This window comes from Hydrogenophilus islandicus, from assembly GCF_054657095.1.
In genome coordinates, this window is the sequence record NZ_BAAHXE010000007.1 from 21346 (window position 1) to 39488 (window position 18143).

The window sequence follows — 18143 nt, forward strand, 5'->3', positions numbered from 1 at the left end:
GCAAATGAGATTCTCCGACCTTCCGCCTGCAGCGCGCGCCTTGTGGGCAAAAAGCGGCGAGCCATGCGGTCACGGGCTCCTGGCTCACATGTTGGATGTCGCGGCCGTCGCGGAGGTGATCCTGAAGCGGGAGTCACCCCAAACAAAAGCCTGGGTGGCAAAGGTTTTCAGTCTATCGCAAGAATCGGTGCCGCGCTGGATGGGCGCCCTCTGTGGGTTGCACGATTTTGGCAAAGCGATCCCCGGCTTTCAGGCGAAGTGGCTGCAAGGCCAACAAGCCGACGAGACGGCAGGACTTAGGTTCCCCCACGTAGCCTTGAATGCCACACGCCATGATCTGGCCAGCGCTGCCTTGTTGCGGTCCGACCTTGCCCGCCATTTTCCCGGCTCGCCCTGGATATCGGCTGTCTCCCTGGCCTTGGGCGCCCACCACGGTTACTTCCCGCGTCTAACGGAGGTGCGAGAGGCCAAGCCAATCGGCGAAGGACGGGAGTGGAGTGAGGCCCGAGCGCAGCTGCTCGAGGCGTATCTGACGACGTTGCTACCGGATGAATCGCCCGCCTGCACCGAAGTTTCGCTTCCCGCCGCCGCGTGGCTCGCCGGGCTCACCAGTGTAGCCGACTGGATTGGTTCCAACCAGGAGTGGTTTCCCCCGGGGGAACGGGGCGAGACCCTGGCCGAGCATCACGCTGCGTCCCTTGAACTTGCCGAAGAGGCGCTGGACGCAATCGGCTGGCCGGGCTTCAGGCCCTTGCTGGCAAAAGAGGCAGGAAGCGATGAACTGATCGGGCGCATCCTGGGGCGCCCAGACCCCATCGCGGCGCGCCCCCTGCAACAGGCGGCGGATCGTCTCTTGCGCGATGCCGACGGCCCGGTCCTGATGATCGTCGAAGCCCCCATGGGCGAAGGCAAGACGGAACTGGCGTTTCTTGCCCACCTGCGGCTTCAGGCCGCCTACGGTCACCGCGGCCTCTATGTGGCCTTGCCCACCCAAGCCACCGGCAACGCCATGTTCGACCGTGCCTTGACCTTCCTGCGCAGCTTCTCGCCGGAGATTCGCCTCGACATTCAGCTCGTCCACGGGGGCGCGGTGCTGGATGAGCGGGTCCACCGACTGCGTGGGGTGAATGCCGACGAGAGCGATTCCATTGCCTCCTCCGCCTGGTTCGCCCAGGGCAAGCGCGCCTTGCTCTCGCCCTATGGCGTGGGCACCGTCGATCAGATCATGTTGGCCACCCTCCATGTCAAACACCACTTCGTGCGTCTCTGGGGCCTCGCGAACCGAGTGGTGGTGCTGGACGAAATCCACGCCTACGACACCTACACCGGCGGCCTGATCGAAGCGCTACTGCATTGGCTCAAAGGGATGCACTGCTCGGTGGTGCTGATGAGCGCCACCCTCCCGGCCCATCGTCGTCGCGAGTTTCTCAAGGCGTGGGGCGCAAAAGATGCGCCAGAGATCGCTTACCCCCGAGTGCAGATTGTCGATGCTCAAGGTGTGCGGGGCGAAACGGTTGCGTGCCGTGCCCTTCCCCCGATCGAAGTGAATGCGATACCCGAAAGTCTGGAGGCCATCGCCGAGGAAGCCATAGCTGCCCTCGCGGACGGAGGCTGTGGTGTGGTCATCGTCAACACCGTTCAACGCGCCCAAGACCTCTATTCCCTCCTCAAGGACAAGATGCCCAAGACCTATGGGAGCGAAGCGCAGCTGCTGCTCTTTCATGCCCGCTACCCTGCGGATGAACGGAGCGACCGGGAAAAGCGCGTCCTCGCCACCTTTGGCCGCGGTCACCACGTCCAGCGACCAACCCGTGCGCTCCTCATCGCCACCCAGGTGGTCGAACAGAGCCTCGACATCGACTTCGACTGGATGATCACCGACCTTGCCCCTGTCGACCTCTTGCTGCAACGAGCCGGACGGCTCCACCGCCACGAGCGGCAACGCCCCACGGCCCACACTGTCCCGCGGCTGCGGGTGGCCGGTTTGCAGCGCGACCGTCTGCCGGAACTCGAGAAAACCGCCTGGGGCTTCGTCTATGACCCCTATCTCCTCTATCGCACCTGGGCGATCGTGCGCAACGAGAGTCGCTGGCATCTGCCGCACGACATCGACCGGCTGGTGCAAGCGGTCTATGGCAGTGACGATCTACTACAATGGGCGGACGATCTCGACGACAAGCCGATCGCGACGATCGATGCGGCCTACGGCAAGTCTCGCGCCGCCATCCAAGACCAGAAACAGCGCGCCATCAACGCAACCATCAATGCCGAGGCCGAAGTGCAGAATGCCTATGATAAACCGCGGGCAAACGAAGAAGGAGAGGGCTTTGAAGGCTTGAGGGCAGTCACTCGCCTGGGGGATGAGGGGGTCACGGTGGTCCCCGTGATCGAAGAGGCCGACGGCTGGCGGCTTTTCGCCGGGGATGCCCCTATCGACCCCAATTTGGCGATCGACGACACGCTTGCGAGGCGCATCTACCGCCGTCAGGTGCGGCTCTCGCGCAAGGAGCTCATCCAGGCAATCCTCGCCCAACCGCTCCCCAAGGGGTTCGAATCGCACCCGCTGCTGCGCAACTTGCGTCCGCTGCGATTCGGGAAAGACGGTGTGGCCGATCTGGGCCGCCTGCGGGTGCGGTTAGACCCCGAGCTTGGCATCATTTACGAAACTGCGACCAAGGAGGAGAGATGACGGAGACCACAGCCTTTAACCTCCTCGACGAGGCCTGGATACCGGTCCGCACTCATGCCGGTGACGTCGTCGAAGTCAGCCTGACCGATGTCCTCATGAAGGCCCGGGACTATGCCGCGCTCGCGGAAACCTCGCCCCCCAACCTCGTTGCGCTCTACCGCTTGTTGCTGGCGGTGTTGCATCGTGCGCTCACCACCCAGTATGGGCGATGGCGCGATGCGGATCGCGCCCGCTGGTTCCGCGACGGTTTGCCCGAGGCACCGATCCGCTCTTATCTGGAGAAGTGGCGCGAACGCTTCTGGCTCTTCCACCCTAAGGAGCCTTTCATGCAGGTGGCGGCATTGGCCACAGCTGCTGAAACCCGGGAAAAGTTCAAGCCCATTACCCAGATCACGCTTGAAAAGGCAAACGGAAGCACGCCCGTTCTCTTCGATCATTCGCAGGATGATGCACCTGCCTCGATCTCGCCAGCCCAGGCGTGTCGCAACCTCTTGGGTTTTCTTCAGTTCACACCAGGGGGGCTAGTCAAAACGATACGGACCTCAGACAACGGTGGTCCATTGGCAAACAGCGCTGCGGTCGTGCCGATCGGTGCAGACTTCTCCGAAACCTTGCTGCTTGGCCTGCACCCCTTCGACGACCGTCTTGCCGATGATGATCTGCCGAACTGGGAACGACCGCAGCCCACCATCGATCGGTTGCGCGCTGTTCCGACCGTGGCGTCGGGAACAAATGACCGCTATACCCGCCTGACCCGCGCCGTGCTCCTGGAGCCGCATGTGGATGCTAACGGAAACCTGCTGGGAGTGAGCCGTTTGCGTTTTGCAGCGGGCCTGGCGCTGGAAGACGACCCCAACGCCCCCGACCCTATGGTCTGTTACCGGATCAACAAGGACGGGAAGGCCATTCGCATCTCGTTTGCCGCGGGGCGCGCCATCTGGCGCGACCTGCCGTCGCTACTGCCCGACCCCAGCCGATCCACCGATATCCCGCCTGCCATCCTGGGGTATGCAGCCACCCTCTACGAGGCCCTTGGGCAGTGGGATGCCTTTATACATGTCCTCACGGCCGGCGTGGCGAGTGATCAGGCGAAACTCCTTCGTTGGCGAATGGAGCACATCGAAATGCCTGAAGTCTTGTTGATGCAAGCCGATGCAGCGGAATTCCTGCGCCACCAGATTCGTTTCGCCGAAGCGTTTTTCGATAGTTGCCTGCGTAATCTGCTCATCGACATGATTGCCCAAACAATGCCGGATGCCGATCACAAAGACACCAAAGCACGTGCCAAATCCATCCTGAAGGCCAGCCCCGCCGCCGCATCCTTCTTCTCCGCCGCCGAGCGCGCCCTGCCCAAGCTCATGCAGCAGGCTGCGGCGTGCGATTTCGATCCTGCCGAGCGGGCGTGGAAGGCTGCCCTGGCTGAAGCCGCCGAAGCGTCTTGGGCGGCAACCCGGAAGAGTCTGGGTGACTCCGCCGCCGTCCTGCGCGCCGAGGCCAAAACTAGGCCTCGATTCGATGTTCTGTTGAAAACCCTCGTTCCCCCTGATCCAACTGCCGCGCCTTTACCCAAACCAGAGGAGGTCTCTGCATGAGCGACCATGCTGCATCCTTCATCGCCTACCTGATCGGTCTCCAGGATCGAGATCGCGCCGCCTTAGCCCACCTCAAGCGCAGCCTGGCCTTCGACCCTGGAGCCTATCCCCAGGCCTATCCTTACGTCGAACGTTTCGTAGGCGCTGAATGTCACGCCGAAGATCCACACCGCCTGGCCATGTACCTGACAGCGGGTTTGTTCGCCCTCCATCCGCTGCACCAGGAGGGCAGCAGCTTGGCTGCGGCTTTGGGCCGGGTGGGACGTAACCACCAAAGCGGAAGCATCGAGGAACGCTTCATCGCCTTGTTGAGTGCGGAAGCAGAAAGCCTGCCGACCCTCTTGCGCCAGTGTGTTTCCTTGCTCGCCGCCGATGGCGTAGGTTGCGATTACGCCCAACTGCTTGCTGATCTGACGCGACTGCTCGACCCATGGAATCTGGAAGCCCGGGACCGGGTGCGCCAACGCTGGGCGCGGGATTTCTACCGCGCCTTTGAGGCCGCCGATGGCGCAGATGCCGCCCTGCTGACCACCGAACCCGAACTCGAACTTTGATAGGAGAACAACATGAGCCTGTTTGTCGAATTTCACCTGATCCAGAACTTCGCCCCGTCCAACCTCAACCGCGACGATACCGGTGCCCCCAAGGATGCGCTCTTTGGCGGCTATCGCCGGGCACGGGTGAGCAGTCAATGTTTCAAGCGGGCGATCCGTCGCAACGCAGCGAACGCCGCCTTGATTCCCAGCGAAAACCAGGGCGTGCGGACCAAGAAGTTGAAACAACTGCTGGAGGCGAAACTTGCCGAGCTCGGTCGCACGGACGCCGGTGGCCGAATCGAGGCGGCTCTTGCGGCGGCAGGGCTCAAGGTCAAAGACGATGGCAAGACCGAGTATCTGCTCTTCCTCGGCCGAGGCGAGATCGAGGCTCTGGCTCAGTTGATCCACAAACACTGGGATGTCTTGGGCGATCTGCCTGTTGCTAACGAAAAGAAAACGAAGAAGGAGGCCAAGGGTGCGTTGCCTGCGGAAGTGGTCAAGGAAGCCAAGGCCCTGTTGAACGGCCAGAAGGCGGTGGATGTGGCGCTCTTTGGGCGCATGTTGGCGGATGAGCCTGGCGTGAACCAGGATGCTGCTTGCCAGGTGGCCCATGCCATTTCCACACACCGCGTGGAGCGTGAGTTCGACTACTTCACCGCTGTGGACGATATGGGCGATGAGGACGAAAGCGGTGCCGGCATGATCGGCCTGGTCGAGTTCAACTCCGCCACCTTCTACCGCTACGCCGTAATCGATGTGGCGAAGCTGGTTGGCAACCTGCAGGAAGATCGGGAACTGGCCCTCACAACCATCAAAGCCTTCACACAAGCGATGGCGCGAGCCATTCCTACGGGCAAACAGAACACCTTCGCCGCCCACAACCCGCCGAGTTTCATAGGCGTGGTGCTGCGCCACACGAGCCCCTTCAACCTCGCCAACGCCTTTGAAAAGCCTGTCTGGCCGAAAAAAGACGAAGCCATCACGGCCCTTTCTGTTGCGAAACTTGCGGCCTACGATGCACAAGTGTCTGGCATCTATGGTGACGGCAAGGACCAATGGGCCTATCTCGACCTTACCGGCAGCTGGCCCCGTGACAAGGGGGAAGCGCAAGCGAGCCTCGACGCCTTGGCGGCCTGGGTGGAAACGAAAGTGCGAGCCGAGCTGGGGGCCTGACCATGCCAACGCTATTGCTGCGGCTCTCCGGCCCCATGCAGTCTTGGGGCACCACGAGCCGCTTCGACGAACGGGACAGCCAGCTTGAACCCTCCAAATCGGGCGTCATCGGCCTCATCTGCGCCGCCCTGGGGCGTGATCGCACCGAGCCGGTGGATGATCTGGCACGCCTCAGGATGGGGGTACGCGTCGACCGTGAAGGGGTGTTGATGCGGGATTACCAAACCGCGACAGGTCTCCTCTCCGCTGACGGGAAAGTCAATTGGGAACGCACCGTCGTCAGTCCCCGTTACTACCTGGCCGACGCCGCCTTCCTGGTAGGGCTGGAAGGGGATGACCGCCAACTTCTGGAGCACATCCACGCTGCCCTGCGTGCCCCGGTCTGGCCGCTTTTTCTCGGACGCAAGAGTTTTCCGCCGGGCGAACCGGTCTGGCTAGCAAACGCGATTCTGGAGCAAGACCTGAAAAGTGCCTTGCTCGCCTGGCCGCGCATTGCCAAACCCCGAAAAAAAGCGGACGAACAAAGACCCCTGCGGCTGGTTCTCGAAGACCCCCGTTCAGGGGCGATGCGCATGGATCAGCCGGTTGCCCCCTTCTCCCAGCGCCGCTTCGGCCCGCGCTACATCGTCTCGGAGGCCGTCGATGTTCCTCTCTAAGCTGACACTCGACCCTCGCGATCCCAAGGCGCGACGCGACCTCGCCGACGCCTACGAAATGCATCGCACCCTTGCGCGCGCCTTTGCTCCCGATGAGCAGACCCCGCCGGCCCAGTTTCTCTGGCGTCTGGAACCACGAACCGATTACCGGCCATCGACGGTCGTGCTGGTGCAATCGGAACAGCCGGCGGACTGGTCCTTTCTGAATGCGAATCCGGCCTACCACATCGAGGGCAACAAGGCATTTGATCTGCAAACTTTTATCCAACCCAGCGCGCGTTACCGTTTTCGGCTGCTCGCCAACCCCACCGTCACCCGCCTGGGCAAACGCTACGGCCTCACGGGCGAAGAGGCCCAGAAGGCGTGGCTTACCCGCCAAGGCGAACGTTACGGCTTTTCCGTGCTCGGTTGCGTCCGTCTCGCCGAGGGGCGTTTGCAGGTTCGCCAAAGCCGAACCGGCCATCGCATCACGCTTCATACCGTTTTGTTCGAAGGGTTGCTGCAAGTCGAGTCGGCGGACGCCTTGCGTCTGGGCGTACGCAATGGCCTGGGGCACGGCAAGGCCTTTGGCCTTGGCCTCTTGTCCTTGGCGCGGGTCAAGGAGTGACTGGCCGTGAACGGTCTCCTTCCCCCTTTACGCCCCATCCCCATCAAGGAACGTCTGTCGATACTTTACATCGAACGCGGTAACCTCGACGTGCTTGATGGCGCATTCGTGGTGGTGGACAAAAACGGAGTGCGCACCCATATTCCGTTGGGAGGAGTCGCCTGCCTCATGCTGGAACCTGGCACGCGGGTCTCCCACGCCGCCTGTGCGCTTGCCGCCAAAGTGGGAACCCTGCTCGTGTGGATCGGCGAAGCCGGTGTCCGTCTCTATTCCGCCGGACAACCGGGTGGCGCCCGATCCGACCGTCTGCTCTATCAGGCCAAGTTGGCACTGGATGACGACCTGCGTCTGAAAGTGGTGCGCCGCATGTACGCCTTGCGTTTCGGCGAAGAACCGCCCCAGCGCCGCTCCGTGGAGCAGTTGCGCGGCATCGAAGGCGCTCGGGTGCGGGAAATGTACAAACGCTTGGCCCAGCAGTACGGCGTGGAGTGGCGGGGGCGTAACTACGATGTCGAGGAGTGGGACGCAAGCGACTTGCCCAACCGCTGTCTCTCTGCGGCCACTGCCTGCCTCTACGGTGTAACCGAGGCTGCGGTGCTGGCGGCGGGCTATGCGCCGGCGGTGGGCTTTATCCATACGGGGAAACCGCTTTCGTTCGTTTATGACATCGCTGATCTCTACAAATTCGAAACGGTCGTGCCCGTTGCTTTCCAGGTTGCGGCCAAGCGAGTAGCCGATCCGGAACGGGAAGTCAGGTTACGTTGCCGCGATATTTTTCGCAAAACCCGCCTGTTGGAGCGCATCATCCCGAGCATCGAGGACGTCTTGTCCGCCAGCGGTATTGAGCCCCCGGCACCCGCACCGGAACAAGTGGAACCTGCGATCCCCGAGCGAGAGGTACTTGGTGATGTTGGTCATCGTGGTTGAGAACGCGCCGCCCCGCCTGCGCGGCCGGCTTGCCCTGTGGTTGCTGGAAATTCGCGCAGGTGTCTACGTGGGCAACTATTCGGCCAGGTTGCGCGAACACATCTGGAGCCATGTCGAGGCAGGTATCGAAGATGGAAACGCGGTGATGATCTGGCGCACCAACAACGAAGCGGGGTTCGATTTCATCACCCTAGGATCCAACAGGCGCGTGCCTGTTGAGCTCGACGGTGTCAAGTTGGTCTCTTTCCTGCCACCTGAGTCAGAAGATCAGGTAGATTCCTGTAGCGACAACGCGTAGATTTTAGAACCCAAAAAATGATCTTTAAAAACAGGATTCTGCAGTAAGACTGTTCCCCGCGTGCGCGGGGATGAACCGCATTGCAGGCATATATTTGTCTGCCGTAATATCTGTTCCCCGCGTGCGCGGGGATGAACCGTCGAAAAACGCACCGAACCGAACCCCGATCGCCTGTTCCCCGCGTGCGCGGGGATGAACCGATCGCTTGACGGGTCTTGATTTACTGAAAAACCTGTTCCCCGCGTGCGCGGGGATGAACCGCACTTCAGGATCGACCACATCCATCCGTACTTTCTGTTCCCCGCGTGCGCGGGGATGAACCGTATTCGTTTTGACCTGGCCCGTAACCAGGCAACTGTTCCCCGCGTGCGCGGGGATGAACCGATGCCCTTCTCCACCACCTGATTGCGATTTTCCTGTTCCCCGCGTGCGCGGGGATGAACCGCGATTTGGTGTGGTTTGGTTGCATCGATTACCCTGTTCCCCGCGTGCGCGGGGATGAACCGACGGCAGTCTTGCCAAGGGCTGTTGTAAACCGCTGTTCCCCGCGTGCGCGGGGATGAACCGGACGGTCATACGCCGCTCACGCATCACGGCAACCTGTTCCCCGCGTGCGCGGGGATGAACCGTGGCAATACCCTGCGTAAAGACGAAACCAACCCTGTTCCCCGCGTGCGCGGGGATGAACCGTTATCGTCACAATCGAACCAGAGGTGGATGGCCTGTTCCCCGCGTGCGCGGGGATGAACCGGAGACGAAGAACGCTCAAAACGGTTGGTTTGCCTGTTCCCCGCGTGCGCGGGGATGAACCGAGAATAACGGAAATATGAACCGAGCCGGAGAGCTGTTCCCCGCGTGCGCGGGGATGAACCATCCAAACAAGAATTCATGACTAGCCGTAATCCCTGTTCCCCGCGTGCGCGGGGATGAACCGGTGTAATCGACTGGGTCGGTCCTAGTTTCATTCTGTTCCCCGCGTGCGCGGGGATGAACCCGTAGTGGTGCCATCTGGGTGCTGAATTGTTCTGTTCCCCGCGTGCGCGGGGATGAACCGTACCGACGTAGCGACGGTGCGCATCGCAGACCACTGTTCCCCGCGTGCGCGGGGATGAACCGTCAACGTGCTGAACGTTCCCGCTAATGCGCCGCCTGTTCCCCGCGTGCGCGGGGATGAACCGCAGCGGGAGCAGCAGGAGCAGCGGGAGCAGCACTGTTCCCCGCGTGCGCGGGGATGAACCATCGTCTTCCGCACCGGTCCTCATACCGGATACCTGTTCCCCGCGTGCGCGGGGATGAACCGGACGGCGTTGAGGCGCAGCCGAAGGTCAGAACTGTTCCCCGCGTGCGCGGGGATGAACCGCGGATACGTTCGCGCGGCTGCTCGTGTGCGAACCTGTTCCCCGCGTGCGCGGGGATGAACCGGCGTGCGGCATGAGCGAAACATTCCTCGATACCTGTTCCCCGCGTGCGCGGGGATGAACCGGTTGATGTGCGCCCCGCCACAGATCAATACCCCTGTTCCCCGCGTGCGCGGGGATGAACCGCTCGATGAGCTGCCGATGGAGATCGTGGTCGCCTGTTCCCCGCGTGCGCGGGGATGAACCGGCGCAGGCGTTCTCGAACCTCCAGGCCAAGATCTGTTCCCCGCGTGCGCGGGGATGAACCGTGCTCTTCTGCGGTCGCTGCTGCGCGCATTACCTGTTCCCCGCGTGCGCGGGGATGAACCGGCACCTATGACGTGCTCCCTGAGGGGTACGACCTGTTCCCCGCGTGCGCGGGGATGAACCGCCGCCGTGGATATAACCAACGCTCGGGAAGGGCTGTTCCCCGCGTGCGCGGGGATGAACCGTCTATGACGCGGTAGGTTTCAACGCCAGCTTCCTGTTCCCCGCGTGCGCGGGGATGAACCGCGCGCCCAGCAGGATTCGAACCTGCGACCCTCCTGTTCCCCGCGTGCGCGGGGATGAACCGTATTCAAAGCGAAGGGCCGCGATGTTGCCAAGCCTGTTCCCCGCGTGCGCGGGGATGAACCTTCATCTCAGCAGCGAAAGCGCGCAACTGCTCCCGAGACGCGGTCAGACGACCGATCATCTCCTTGTTGTCAAGCGTGAGCTTGATTTCCAGACCGGGAGACTGTATGCTCATACAATGCGGACCTTCGCCGTTATCTTCTGTTCCCTCGCCGTAGTCATTTCACTGCTGTACTTGGACTTCTTCACCGCAGCAGTGTGGGCGGCTGTCGCTTTGCTGCTCATCTTCAAACGCTAAGCGACTTCAGCCACTCTTTCCACCCCTTCTCATCCGCTTGTGCTACCCGCGCGGCAACGGCAGCGTATAAAAGCTTCTCCCTCTCGACGCAGGAGTGTACTGTCCTGTTCCCCGCGTGCGCGGGGAAGAATCACCACCGATCCGACGTCCGCCACCACCAATGCGACGGCGGCACGGGCACCGGGCGGCCGTTTTCATCCCGCACCCATTCGGCAAGCGTCGTCGTGAGATCGGCGCGCGCGATAATTTCGCCAAATGCCCGGTCGAACTCCTTCGGGTGCGCGCGGAAAAAGGCATCGATCTCCGCCAGCTCCGCCCGCTGCGTCTCGTTGAGCAACCCAAGCTCATCGGCAAAGGCATAGACCGAGCGCATGTGCAACGTGTAGTCCAGGTCCCACTCGAACTCCTGCCAGTCGTCGCGGGTGATCACCTCGTAAAACCCAAGGAATGAATCGTTCTTTGGGTGCTGAGATAACCGCAATGTTTTCACATCCACCGCCATTTCCTGATCTCTTTTTTGGTGATCTCTCTCACCGGGCAATCACATCAACAACGGAACAGCCGGCTAAAGGCGTCCTGCGAGGGTGTGCCGAACACAAGCACCAGGTCTTTTTGACGACGATTCCCAATGCGATAGCCCATATCGGGCTGTCACAAACGTCAAACAGGAAAATCTGCGCACCTTCGAAGGAAGCTTGGATCACTCACCCTGCTGCTCAAAAACCGCGTCGAGCGTCGGGGCGTCGAGGATGCGGTCGAGCCACGACTCGAGCTCCTCAAGGGAGGCTGCCGAGATGCGCAGCTCGATTTCGGTAGGAATCGGCCCAAAACGCTTGGCAAGGAGCCGGCGGAGGTTCGATGCGGTTTGGACTCGTTTCCACAGAAGCTCGCCTTGCTGGATTCCTAGCTCGATTCCTTCCCTAAATCCCTCTTGCTTCCACTCTCTCGTCCAGCGCTTCATCCTTTCCGCAAGCATGGTATCGACCTCCAAAAGATCTTGAACCTCGGGAATCTCGGTTTGGGTGACTCTGCGACGCATCAAGCGGAGCAGCCACTTGGTGAGGGTGCGGCGCAACTCCTGCTGCTCAGGGGCGTCGAGCCACGCGACGAGCGCACGCACCACCTCCCGAATCTCGTCAGGCGTACGCGCTAATTCTAGCCGAAAGAGCGCCGCGGCGAGATTTTGGCGGTGGGCGAGCTCCGCGGGATCATACCGCCCTTCGTCAATGAGGACGTAACGAAGTTCCGGCAGGTAGCCGCGCAACACTTCGGGCGTTGCCAGATCGATCAACGCCGAGAATTCGGTCGCCGCGTGCCACCGGTGTTCGCCATTGTAGAGCACGATCGGCAGCACTGGCGGCAAGCGCCGAAGGTGGCGGTTCTGCCGGATCAGCTCCTGGTAGAAGAGCCCGATGTAGACCAAGAGCCGCAACGCCATCCAGTGGTCGGGCTTCGACTGGAATTCGAAGAGCAGGTAGAGGTAGAGCGTCTCACGGGGTTTCGTCGCCAACTCCACTCGCCAGATCATGTCGTCGTGCCGTGCTTTGCCTTCGTCGGAGACGAAACTTGCGTTGATCCGCTCGAGCGTCGAGAAGTCGATGAGCGACTGCCAGTCGCCTGGAACGAACTCGAGGATCAAGTCCCGCACCATCTCGGGGTGGGCGAAGAGGAGCTTGTAGCCGCTGTCGTGGTCGGTCATCGGGACACCGGCGATATTAGCTTAGCTCTCGACTGCCGCCCTATCCTGGGCGATCCCTTGAGCAGTTGAAAGAGAACCCCCTAAATCGCCGCTTCGTTGACCTCGCCCGTGCGGATCCGGATCACCTGCTCGACCGGCGTGACAAAGATCTTCCCGTCGCCGATCTTGCCGGTGCGCGCCGCTTTGACGATCGCGTCGATCACCTGGTCGACGAGCTCATCAGGGACCACCACCTCGACCTTCACTTTGGGGAGAAAATCGACTACATACTCGGCGCCGCGATAGAGCTCCGTATGCCCCTTCTGCCGCCCGAAACCCTTCACTTCGGTAACCGTCAGGCCATTGACGCCCACTTCCGAGAGCGCCTCGCGCACTTCGTCCAACTTGAACGGCTTGATGACTGCTTCGACTTTCTTCATCCTTTTCTCCTATCGACGCGAACCGATTACGGGGCGAAACCGCGAGGTCACCGGAAGCCGCCAATCGCGGCCGAACGCGCAGCGGGTGAGGCGCGGCCCCAACGGCGCCTGTTGCCGTTTGTATTCACTCGTGAAAAGAAGCTGTAACGCAAGCGCCACTCTCTCCGGCGCAAAACCCGCTGCGACGATCGCGTCTGCAGGCTCGCGCCCTTCGATGAACCGCTCGAGAATCGCGTCCAAGACCTCGTAAGGAGGCAACCGCTCCTGGTCGATCTGGTTGGGACGCAACTCGGCCGAGGGGGGGCGGGTCAGAATCCGCGTCGGAATGAGCTCGCGGTCGCGGTTGAGCCAGCGCGCCAGACGATAGACCTGCGTTTTGTAGAGGTCCTTCAAGGGGGCAAAGCCGCCGGCCATGTCGCCATAGAGGGTGCAATAACCGGTGGCGATCTCGCTTTTGTTGCCCGTGGTGAGCACCAGCGACCCCATCTTGTTGGAGATCGCCATGAGAATCACCCCGCGGATGCGCGCCTGAACGTTCTCCTCGGTGGTGTCGGGAGCACGCCCGGCAAAGATTGGTTCCAGGAGCGTCCCGAAGGTAGCCATCGCAGAGGCGATCGGCACCACGTCGTGACGCACCCCGAGGTTGCGAGCGAGCTGCGCGGCATCCTCCAGGCTCATCGGCGCGGTGTAGGGGGAAGGCATCATCACGGTGTGCACCTCTTCCGCGCCGAGCGCCGCCACCGCCAAGGTCGCGACCACCGCCGAATCGATCCCCCCAGAGAGGCCCACCACTACCCCCCGGAAGCCATTCTTGGTCACATAGTCGCGGATCGCAACGGTGAGCGCACGAAAGAGAACATCCTCGTCACAGAGTTCCGCGGCCGACTCTGGGAGCGCACGCCACTCCCCCTCCTCCCACGTCAAGAACGCGAGATCGGGGAGAAAGAGAGGAGCACGCCAGACCACTTCGCCGTTTGCCGCAACGGCAAACGAACCGCCGTCGAAGAGGAGTTCGTCCTGCCCGCCAACACAGTTGACGTAAAGTACCGCCCGACCAGTCTCCCGGGCGCGGGCTGCGGCGACCGCTTCCCGCTCCGCCCCTTTTCCTAAATGGAAGGGCGAGGCGTTGAGCGCCACCGCGAGATCGAACCCGACCTGCTGCGCTTGGGCCAGCGGATCGGGGTGCCACAGATCTTCGCAGATCACCACCGCGACCCGAACGCCACGGCAGGAGACCACCAAGGGTTCCCGCCCAGGAACAAAGTAGCGCGCCTCGTCAAAGACCGACTCATTGGGCAGCCGCTGCTTCGCGTAGCTGCCACGCACCTCGCCGTCGCGAATCCACAGCGCCCCGTTTTCACAGCGCCCGTCGCGCCAGCGCGGCAACCCCACCACCACATCCAAACCGCGGGGTAACCGCGCGACGAGCTGTTCCAACGCCGCTTCCACCGCGCGGGCAAAATCGGGCAGCAGCAGCAGGTCCTCAGGGGGGTAGCCGGTGAGCGCCAACTCAGGAGTCAGCAACAGATCGGCACCACGCTCTGCCGCCACCTCCGCCGCCGCGACGATCCGGTCAACGTTGGCGTCGAGCGCCCCCACCACCGGATCGATCTGCGCCACAGCAACGGTCAGCCGCCGACTCATGTGCTCCCCAACGCTGCACGGGGCTTCACCACGCCACCCTCTTTCTCGCGCGGACGCCTCATTTCGCCGCGTTCTTGACGCCGTTCAGGATCTCGGCCTTCGCCTCTTCGATCCCGCCCCAGCCGGTCACCTTCACCCACTTCCCGGGTTCGAGATCTTTGTAATGCTCGAAGAAGTGCTTCACCTGCTCGAGGATCAGCTTCGGAAAATCGTCGAGCGTCTGGATCGAATCGTAGAGCGGGGTCAATTTGCTCACCGGTACCGCGATCACTTTGGCATCCACCCCACTCTCGTCCTCCATTTTGAGCATTCCGACCGGCCGGCAGCGGATCACCACCCCCGGAGGGACCGGAAATGGGGTGAGTACCAGGACATCGACCGGGTCACCGTCATCCGACAAGGTATGAGGGATATAGCCGTAGTTGAGGGGATAGCGCATCGAGGTGCCCATGAAGCGATCGACAAAAATGGTGTCGCTCTCTTTGTCGATCTCGAATTTGATCGGGTCGGCCTGGGCCGGAATCTCGATGATGACGTTCACATCGTTGGGGACGTCTTTCCCCGCGGAAACGCGTTCAAAGGCCATTTTTTCACTCCCTCGTGGTCAAAGAATCGCGGCTATTATACGTCCTTTCCCCTCAGGGCGTGTGGCACACCACCCCCTGCCAGATCGCCCCCCCAAGTTCTGGCGCTCGCCACAAACCCCACAACCCAAAAAGGATCACGACGACCCCCGCCCCCCACCGCACCCACGTGTGCTGGACCCAGCGGCGGAAGCGTTGAAACATCAACCCAGCAAGAAGGAGGTTCGGCAGTGTCCCCAAACCGAACGCCGCCATCAACAACGCCCCACGGAGTGCACTCCCGCTCATCAGCGCTGTGGCGAGCACACTATAGACCAGGCCACACGGCAAGAACCCCCACAAGCCACCCAAGAGCGCGGCCTGGGGGAGCGACCGCACCGGTAACAGCCGACGCGAAAGCGGCTGCACCCTCACCCACAACCGCTGCCCGACCCGTTCAACCGGCGCCAGCCACTGCGTCTGCCCCAAAAGATAGAGCCCCATCGCAACGAGGAGGAGGTTCGCCACCACGTAGAGCGTGAGCTGCACCGGCAACACCGACTCGAGCACGGTCGCAATCGCCCCGAGCCCCCCGAGAATCGCCCCCATCACCGTGTAGGTGGTGATCCGCGCCAGGTTATAGGTAACCTGAAGGGCAACACGCCCCAACGATCCCTGCTGCGACTCGGTCTGCAGCGTCAGCGCCCCCACAATCCCGCCGCACATCCCAAAGCAGTGCACCCCGCCGAGCAGCCCGATGAGGAAAACCGCAAGATAACCGCCGGCGCTCCCCATCTAGATCACCTTCGAATAGCGCGTCCGCTCGCGATCGGCACGCAGGTAGCGGTCGAAGACCATCGCGATCGCCCGCACCAAGAGCCGCCCTTTCGGCAGGACCGTGATCCAGCGATCTCCGATCTCGACCAACCCTGAAGCGGCCATCTCCTCAAGCTCTTTCAACTCCGCAGCGAAATAGCGGCGAAAATCGATCAGGTTGGCCTCCTCCACCGCGTCGATCGAGAGCTCGAAGTGGCACATCAACGCCTGGATGATCGAACGGCGCAACACGTCGTCAGCACTCATCGCCACCCCGCGCAACGTCGGCAACTCCCCGCGGTCGAGCGCATCGTAATAGGGCTCTTCGCTCTTGTGGTTTTGCGCGTAGTAGGGTCCCACCTTACTGATCGACGAGATCCCCAGCGCCACCAGATCGCACTCCGCGTGGGTCGAATAGCCCTGGAAGTTGCGGTGGAGTCGCCCCTCGCGCTGCGCCACCGCCAGCTCGTCCTCTGGTTTAGCGAAGTGGTCCATCCCGATATAGACGTAGCCGGCGTCGGTCAGCCGCTCGATCGCCCTCTTGAGGATCGCGAGCTTCTCTGCAGCCGGCGGCAGCATCTTCTCGTCGATCCGCCGCTGGGGCATGAAAAGGCGCGGCAGGTGGGCGTAACTGTAGAGTGACAAGCGGTCGGGCGCGAGCGCAATCACCGCATCGAGCGTCGCTTCGAACCGCTCGACGGTTTGGTGCGGCAAGCCGTAGATCAGGTCGAAACTGACCGAGTGGAAACCTGCCTCGCGCGCCGCACTCAGGACCGCCTCCGTCTCCTCCCGCGTCTGCACCCGATTCACCGCCTGCTGCACCACGGGATCGAAATCCTGCACCCCGATGCTCATCCGGTTGAAGCCCAGCTCGCGCAAGAGCAAGACCTGTTCCCGCCCCACTTTGCGGGGATCGACTTCAATCGAATACTCCCCGTCGGGAATCAGGGTAAAGTAACGACCGATCCCTTCCCACAACCGCCGCATCTCCGCTTCATTGAGAAATGTCGGCGTCCCGCCGCCGAAATGGAGCTGCGCCACGGTGCGGCTCCCAGTGAGGTGCGAATCAACGAGCGCCATCTCCCGCTCGAGATAGTCGAGGTAGCGCGACGAGCGCGAATGGTCTTTGGTAATGATCTTGTTGCACGCGCAGTAGTAGCAGACCGTGTTGCAATAGGGGATATGGAAGTAGAGCGAGAGCGGCCGCTGCGCGCCTCCCACTTCACGACTCGCGAGCGCCTGCGCGTACGCATCCGGGCTAAACGCCTCGACAAAGCGATCGGCGGTCGGGTAGGAGGTGTAGCGCGGCCCCGCAATGTCAAACCGGCGAATCAATTCAGGGTCGAATACCACCGCTTGCGAAAAATGGCCCACAGCCAAACTCCTTGCGGATTCGCACACAATCCGTTACTATGACACGAAAAAGCGACGCTGTCTTTGATCGAGCTCAATGAGCAGTCATCTTCCCCAACCCCCGGAGAGCACCATGCGCCCGCTTGCGCTTCCCGAGAAGCTCCGCATCGCCTGTACCCAATGCAACTTGGTGGAACTCTGCCTGCCGGTTGGCCTCCCAACGCACGATCTCAAGAGACTCGACAACCTAATTTCGGTCCGTAAGCGCCTCAAGCGCCATCAGACCCTCTTTGAGAGCCACCATCCATTCGAAGCCCTCTACGCCGTTCGGCTGGGATCGTTCAAGACCGTCCTCACCCTTTCGGACGGCCGTGAACAGGTTACCGGTTTCCAGATGACGGGAGAGATCCTGGGGCTCGACGGCATTGGGAGCGGCCGCCACGCGGTGACCGCGATCGCGCTCGAAGACAGCGAGGTCTGCGTCATCGATTATGCTCAGCTCGAAAGCCTCGCGCAAGAGATCCCCGCGTTGATGTCGCAGTTTCACAAAATCCTCTCGCGCGAAATCGTACGCGAGCAGGGGGTGGTGACCTTGCTGGGATCGATGCGCGCCGAAGAGCGACTCGCTGCTTTTCTCCTCAACCTCTCGCAACGCTTTGCCACCCGCGGCTTCTCACCCACGCAGTTCCGGCTGCGCATGACGCGCGAGGAGATCGGCTCCTATTTGGGACTGAAACTCGAGACCGTCTCGCGGACGCTCCACGCTTTGCAAGAGGAGGGACTCATTCACGTCGAGCGCCGGGAAATCACGCTCCTCGACCGCGAACGGCTCCGCCAACTCCTCTACCCCGCTCAGCCAACCACCGAACCGACCTCCTCCCCCAACGTCGCCCCATAGCCCTC

General features: G+C 62.0%; 16 protein-coding genes and 1 CRISPR repeat array. Of the genes, 9 read left to right on the plus strand and 7 right to left on the minus strand.

The genetic code is table 11. The features are described from left to right. The first annotated feature begins 4 nt into the window (after window positions 1–4). From cas3 to cas2e, 8 genes are read left to right on the plus strand one after another with little or no spacing between them, the layout of a single operon-like run. Complete coding sequence (gene cas3 / locus ACYQ6T_RS03755) at window positions 5–2689, plus strand: CRISPR-associated helicase Cas3' (RefSeq protein ID WP_459827818.1); 2685 nt, start codon at window positions 5–7, stop codon at window positions 2687–2689. Continuing rightward, window positions 2686–4281, plus strand: a complete 1596-nt coding sequence (casA, locus tag ACYQ6T_RS03760; protein ID WP_459827820.1) for a type I-E CRISPR-associated protein Cse1/CasA — start codon at window positions 2686–2688, stop codon at window positions 4279–4281. Before cas3 ends, casA begins: the two co-directional genes overlap by 4 nt. Then, window positions 4278–4835 carry a type I-E CRISPR-associated protein Cse2/CasB gene (gene casB / locus ACYQ6T_RS03765; protein ID WP_459827823.1) on the plus strand — a complete coding sequence of 186 codons (558 nt, stop codon included), beginning with the start codon at window positions 4278–4280 and terminating at the stop codon, window positions 4833–4835. Before casA ends, casB begins: the two co-directional genes overlap by 4 nt. Before the next feature lie 12 nt (window positions 4836–4847). Beyond that, complete coding sequence (gene cas7e / locus ACYQ6T_RS03770) at window positions 4848–5990, plus strand: type I-E CRISPR-associated protein Cas7/Cse4/CasC (protein ID WP_459827826.1); 1143 nt, start codon at window positions 4848–4850, stop codon at window positions 5988–5990. A 2-nt stretch (window positions 5991–5992) separates the two neighbouring features. Next, the gene (gene cas5e, locus ACYQ6T_RS03775) at window positions 5993–6646 is read left to right on the plus strand and encodes a type I-E CRISPR-associated protein Cas5/CasD (protein ID WP_459827828.1); all 654 of its coding nucleotides are present in this window, start codon (window positions 5993–5995) and stop codon (window positions 6644–6646) included. Then, window positions 6633–7253, plus strand: a complete 621-nt coding sequence (cas6e, locus tag ACYQ6T_RS03780; RefSeq protein ID WP_459827831.1) for a type I-E CRISPR-associated protein Cas6/Cse3/CasE — start codon at window positions 6633–6635, stop codon at window positions 7251–7253. Before cas5e ends, cas6e begins: the two co-directional genes overlap by 14 nt. A 6-nt stretch (window positions 7254–7259) precedes the next feature. Next, entirely contained in the window at window positions 7260–8180 is a 921-nt protein-coding gene (cas1e, locus tag ACYQ6T_RS03785) for a type I-E CRISPR-associated endonuclease Cas1e (RefSeq protein WP_459827834.1), read from the plus strand. Next, entirely contained in the window at window positions 8161–8478 is a 318-nt protein-coding gene (gene cas2e, locus ACYQ6T_RS03790; RefSeq protein WP_459827837.1) for a type I-E CRISPR-associated endoribonuclease Cas2e, read from the plus strand. Before cas1e ends, cas2e begins: the two co-directional genes overlap by 20 nt. A 49-nt stretch (window positions 8479–8527) precedes the next feature. Then, a CRISPR array of direct repeats spans window positions 8528–10511; the repeat unit is 29 nt; unit sequence CTGTTCCCCGCGTGCGCGGGGATGAACCG. A 365-nt stretch (window positions 10512–10876) separates the two neighbouring features. On the opposite strand, the gene ACYQ6T_RS03795 is transcribed toward cas2e, so the two are convergent. The 7 genes from ACYQ6T_RS03795 to hemN form a co-directional block, all read right to left on the minus strand. Beyond that, window positions 10877–11242 (minus strand): hypothetical protein, encoded by a 366-nt coding sequence (locus ACYQ6T_RS03795; RefSeq protein WP_459827840.1) that lies wholly within the window; start codon window positions 11240–11242, stop codon window positions 10877–10879. A 204-nt stretch (window positions 11243–11446) separates the two neighbouring features. Then, a complete protein-coding gene (locus ACYQ6T_RS03800; protein ID WP_459827842.1) occupies window positions 11447–12445 on the minus strand; it encodes an Rpn family recombination-promoting nuclease/putative transposase in 999 nt (332 codons plus the stop codon). Window positions 12446–12525: 80 nt separating this feature from the next. After that, entirely contained in the window at window positions 12526–12864 is a 339-nt protein-coding gene (locus tag ACYQ6T_RS03805; RefSeq protein WP_459827845.1) for a P-II family nitrogen regulator, read from the minus strand. A 9-nt stretch (window positions 12865–12873) separates the two neighbouring features. Then, window positions 12874–14508 (minus strand): NAD+ synthase, encoded by a 1635-nt coding sequence (locus tag ACYQ6T_RS03810; protein WP_459827848.1) that lies wholly within the window; start codon window positions 14506–14508, stop codon window positions 12874–12876. A 58-nt stretch (window positions 14509–14566) separates the two neighbouring features. Next, on the minus strand, window positions 14567–15094 hold the full coding sequence (gene ppa / locus ACYQ6T_RS03815; RefSeq protein WP_459827851.1) for an inorganic diphosphatase: 528 nt from the start codon (window positions 15092–15094) through the stop codon (window positions 14567–14569). Between the two features lie 52 nt (window positions 15095–15146). Continuing rightward, the gene (locus tag ACYQ6T_RS03820) at window positions 15147–15866 is read right to left on the minus strand and encodes a sulfite exporter TauE/SafE family protein (RefSeq protein ID WP_459827853.1); all 720 of its coding nucleotides are present in this window, start codon (window positions 15864–15866) and stop codon (window positions 15147–15149) included. Beyond that, window positions 15867–17261, minus strand: a complete 1395-nt coding sequence (gene hemN / locus ACYQ6T_RS03825; RefSeq protein ID WP_459827856.1) for an oxygen-independent coproporphyrinogen III oxidase — start codon at window positions 17259–17261, stop codon at window positions 15867–15869. A gap of 112 nt (window positions 17262–17373) precedes the next feature. Between hemN and fnr the strand changes: the two genes are divergently transcribed. Further along, the gene (fnr, locus tag ACYQ6T_RS03830; protein ID WP_459827965.1) at window positions 17374–18138 is read left to right on the plus strand and encodes a fumarate/nitrate reduction transcriptional regulator Fnr; all 765 of its coding nucleotides are present in this window, start codon (window positions 17374–17376) and stop codon (window positions 18136–18138) included. Window positions 18139–18143 lie beyond the last annotated feature (5 nt).

Bases quoted from the DNA above. Each gene is read 5' to 3' on its own strand.
- cas3 (WP_459827818.1), top strand. From the start codon at position 5: ATGAGATTCTCCGACCTTCCGCCTGCAGCGCGCGCCTTGTGGGCAAAA.
- casA (WP_459827820.1), top strand. From the start codon at position 2,686: ATGACGGAGACCACAGCCTTTAACCTCCTCGACGAGGCCTGGATACCG.
- casB (WP_459827823.1), top strand. From the start codon at position 4,278: ATGAGCGACCATGCTGCATCCTTCATCGCCTACCTGATCGGTCTCCAG.
- cas7e (WP_459827826.1), top strand. From the start codon at position 4,848: ATGAGCCTGTTTGTCGAATTTCACCTGATCCAGAACTTCGCCCCGTCC.
- cas5e (WP_459827828.1), top strand. From the start codon at position 5,993: ATGCCAACGCTATTGCTGCGGCTCTCCGGCCCCATGCAGTCTTGGGGC.
- cas6e (WP_459827831.1), top strand. From the start codon at position 6,633: ATGTTCCTCTCTAAGCTGACACTCGACCCTCGCGATCCCAAGGCGCGA.
- cas2e (WP_459827837.1), top strand. From the start codon at position 8,161: ATGTTGGTCATCGTGGTTGAGAACGCGCCGCCCCGCCTGCGCGGCCGG.
- ACYQ6T_RS03800 (WP_459827842.1), bottom strand. From the start codon at position 12,445: ATGACCGACCACGACAGCGGCTACAAGCTCCTCTTCGCCCACCCCGAG.
- ACYQ6T_RS03805 (WP_459827845.1), bottom strand. From the start codon at position 12,864: ATGAAGAAAGTCGAAGCAGTCATCAAGCCGTTCAAGTTGGACGAAGTG.
- ACYQ6T_RS03810 (WP_459827848.1), bottom strand. From the start codon at position 14,508: ATGAGTCGGCGGCTGACCGTTGCTGTGGCGCAGATCGATCCGGTGGTG.
- ppa (WP_459827851.1), bottom strand. From the start codon at position 15,094: ATGGCCTTTGAACGCGTTTCCGCGGGGAAAGACGTCCCCAACGATGTG.
- ACYQ6T_RS03820 (WP_459827853.1), bottom strand. From the start codon at position 15,866: ATGGGGAGCGCCGGCGGTTATCTTGCGGTTTTCCTCATCGGGCTGCTC.
- fnr (WP_459827965.1), top strand. From the start codon at position 17,374: ATGCGCCCGCTTGCGCTTCCCGAGAAGCTCCGCATCGCCTGTACCCAA.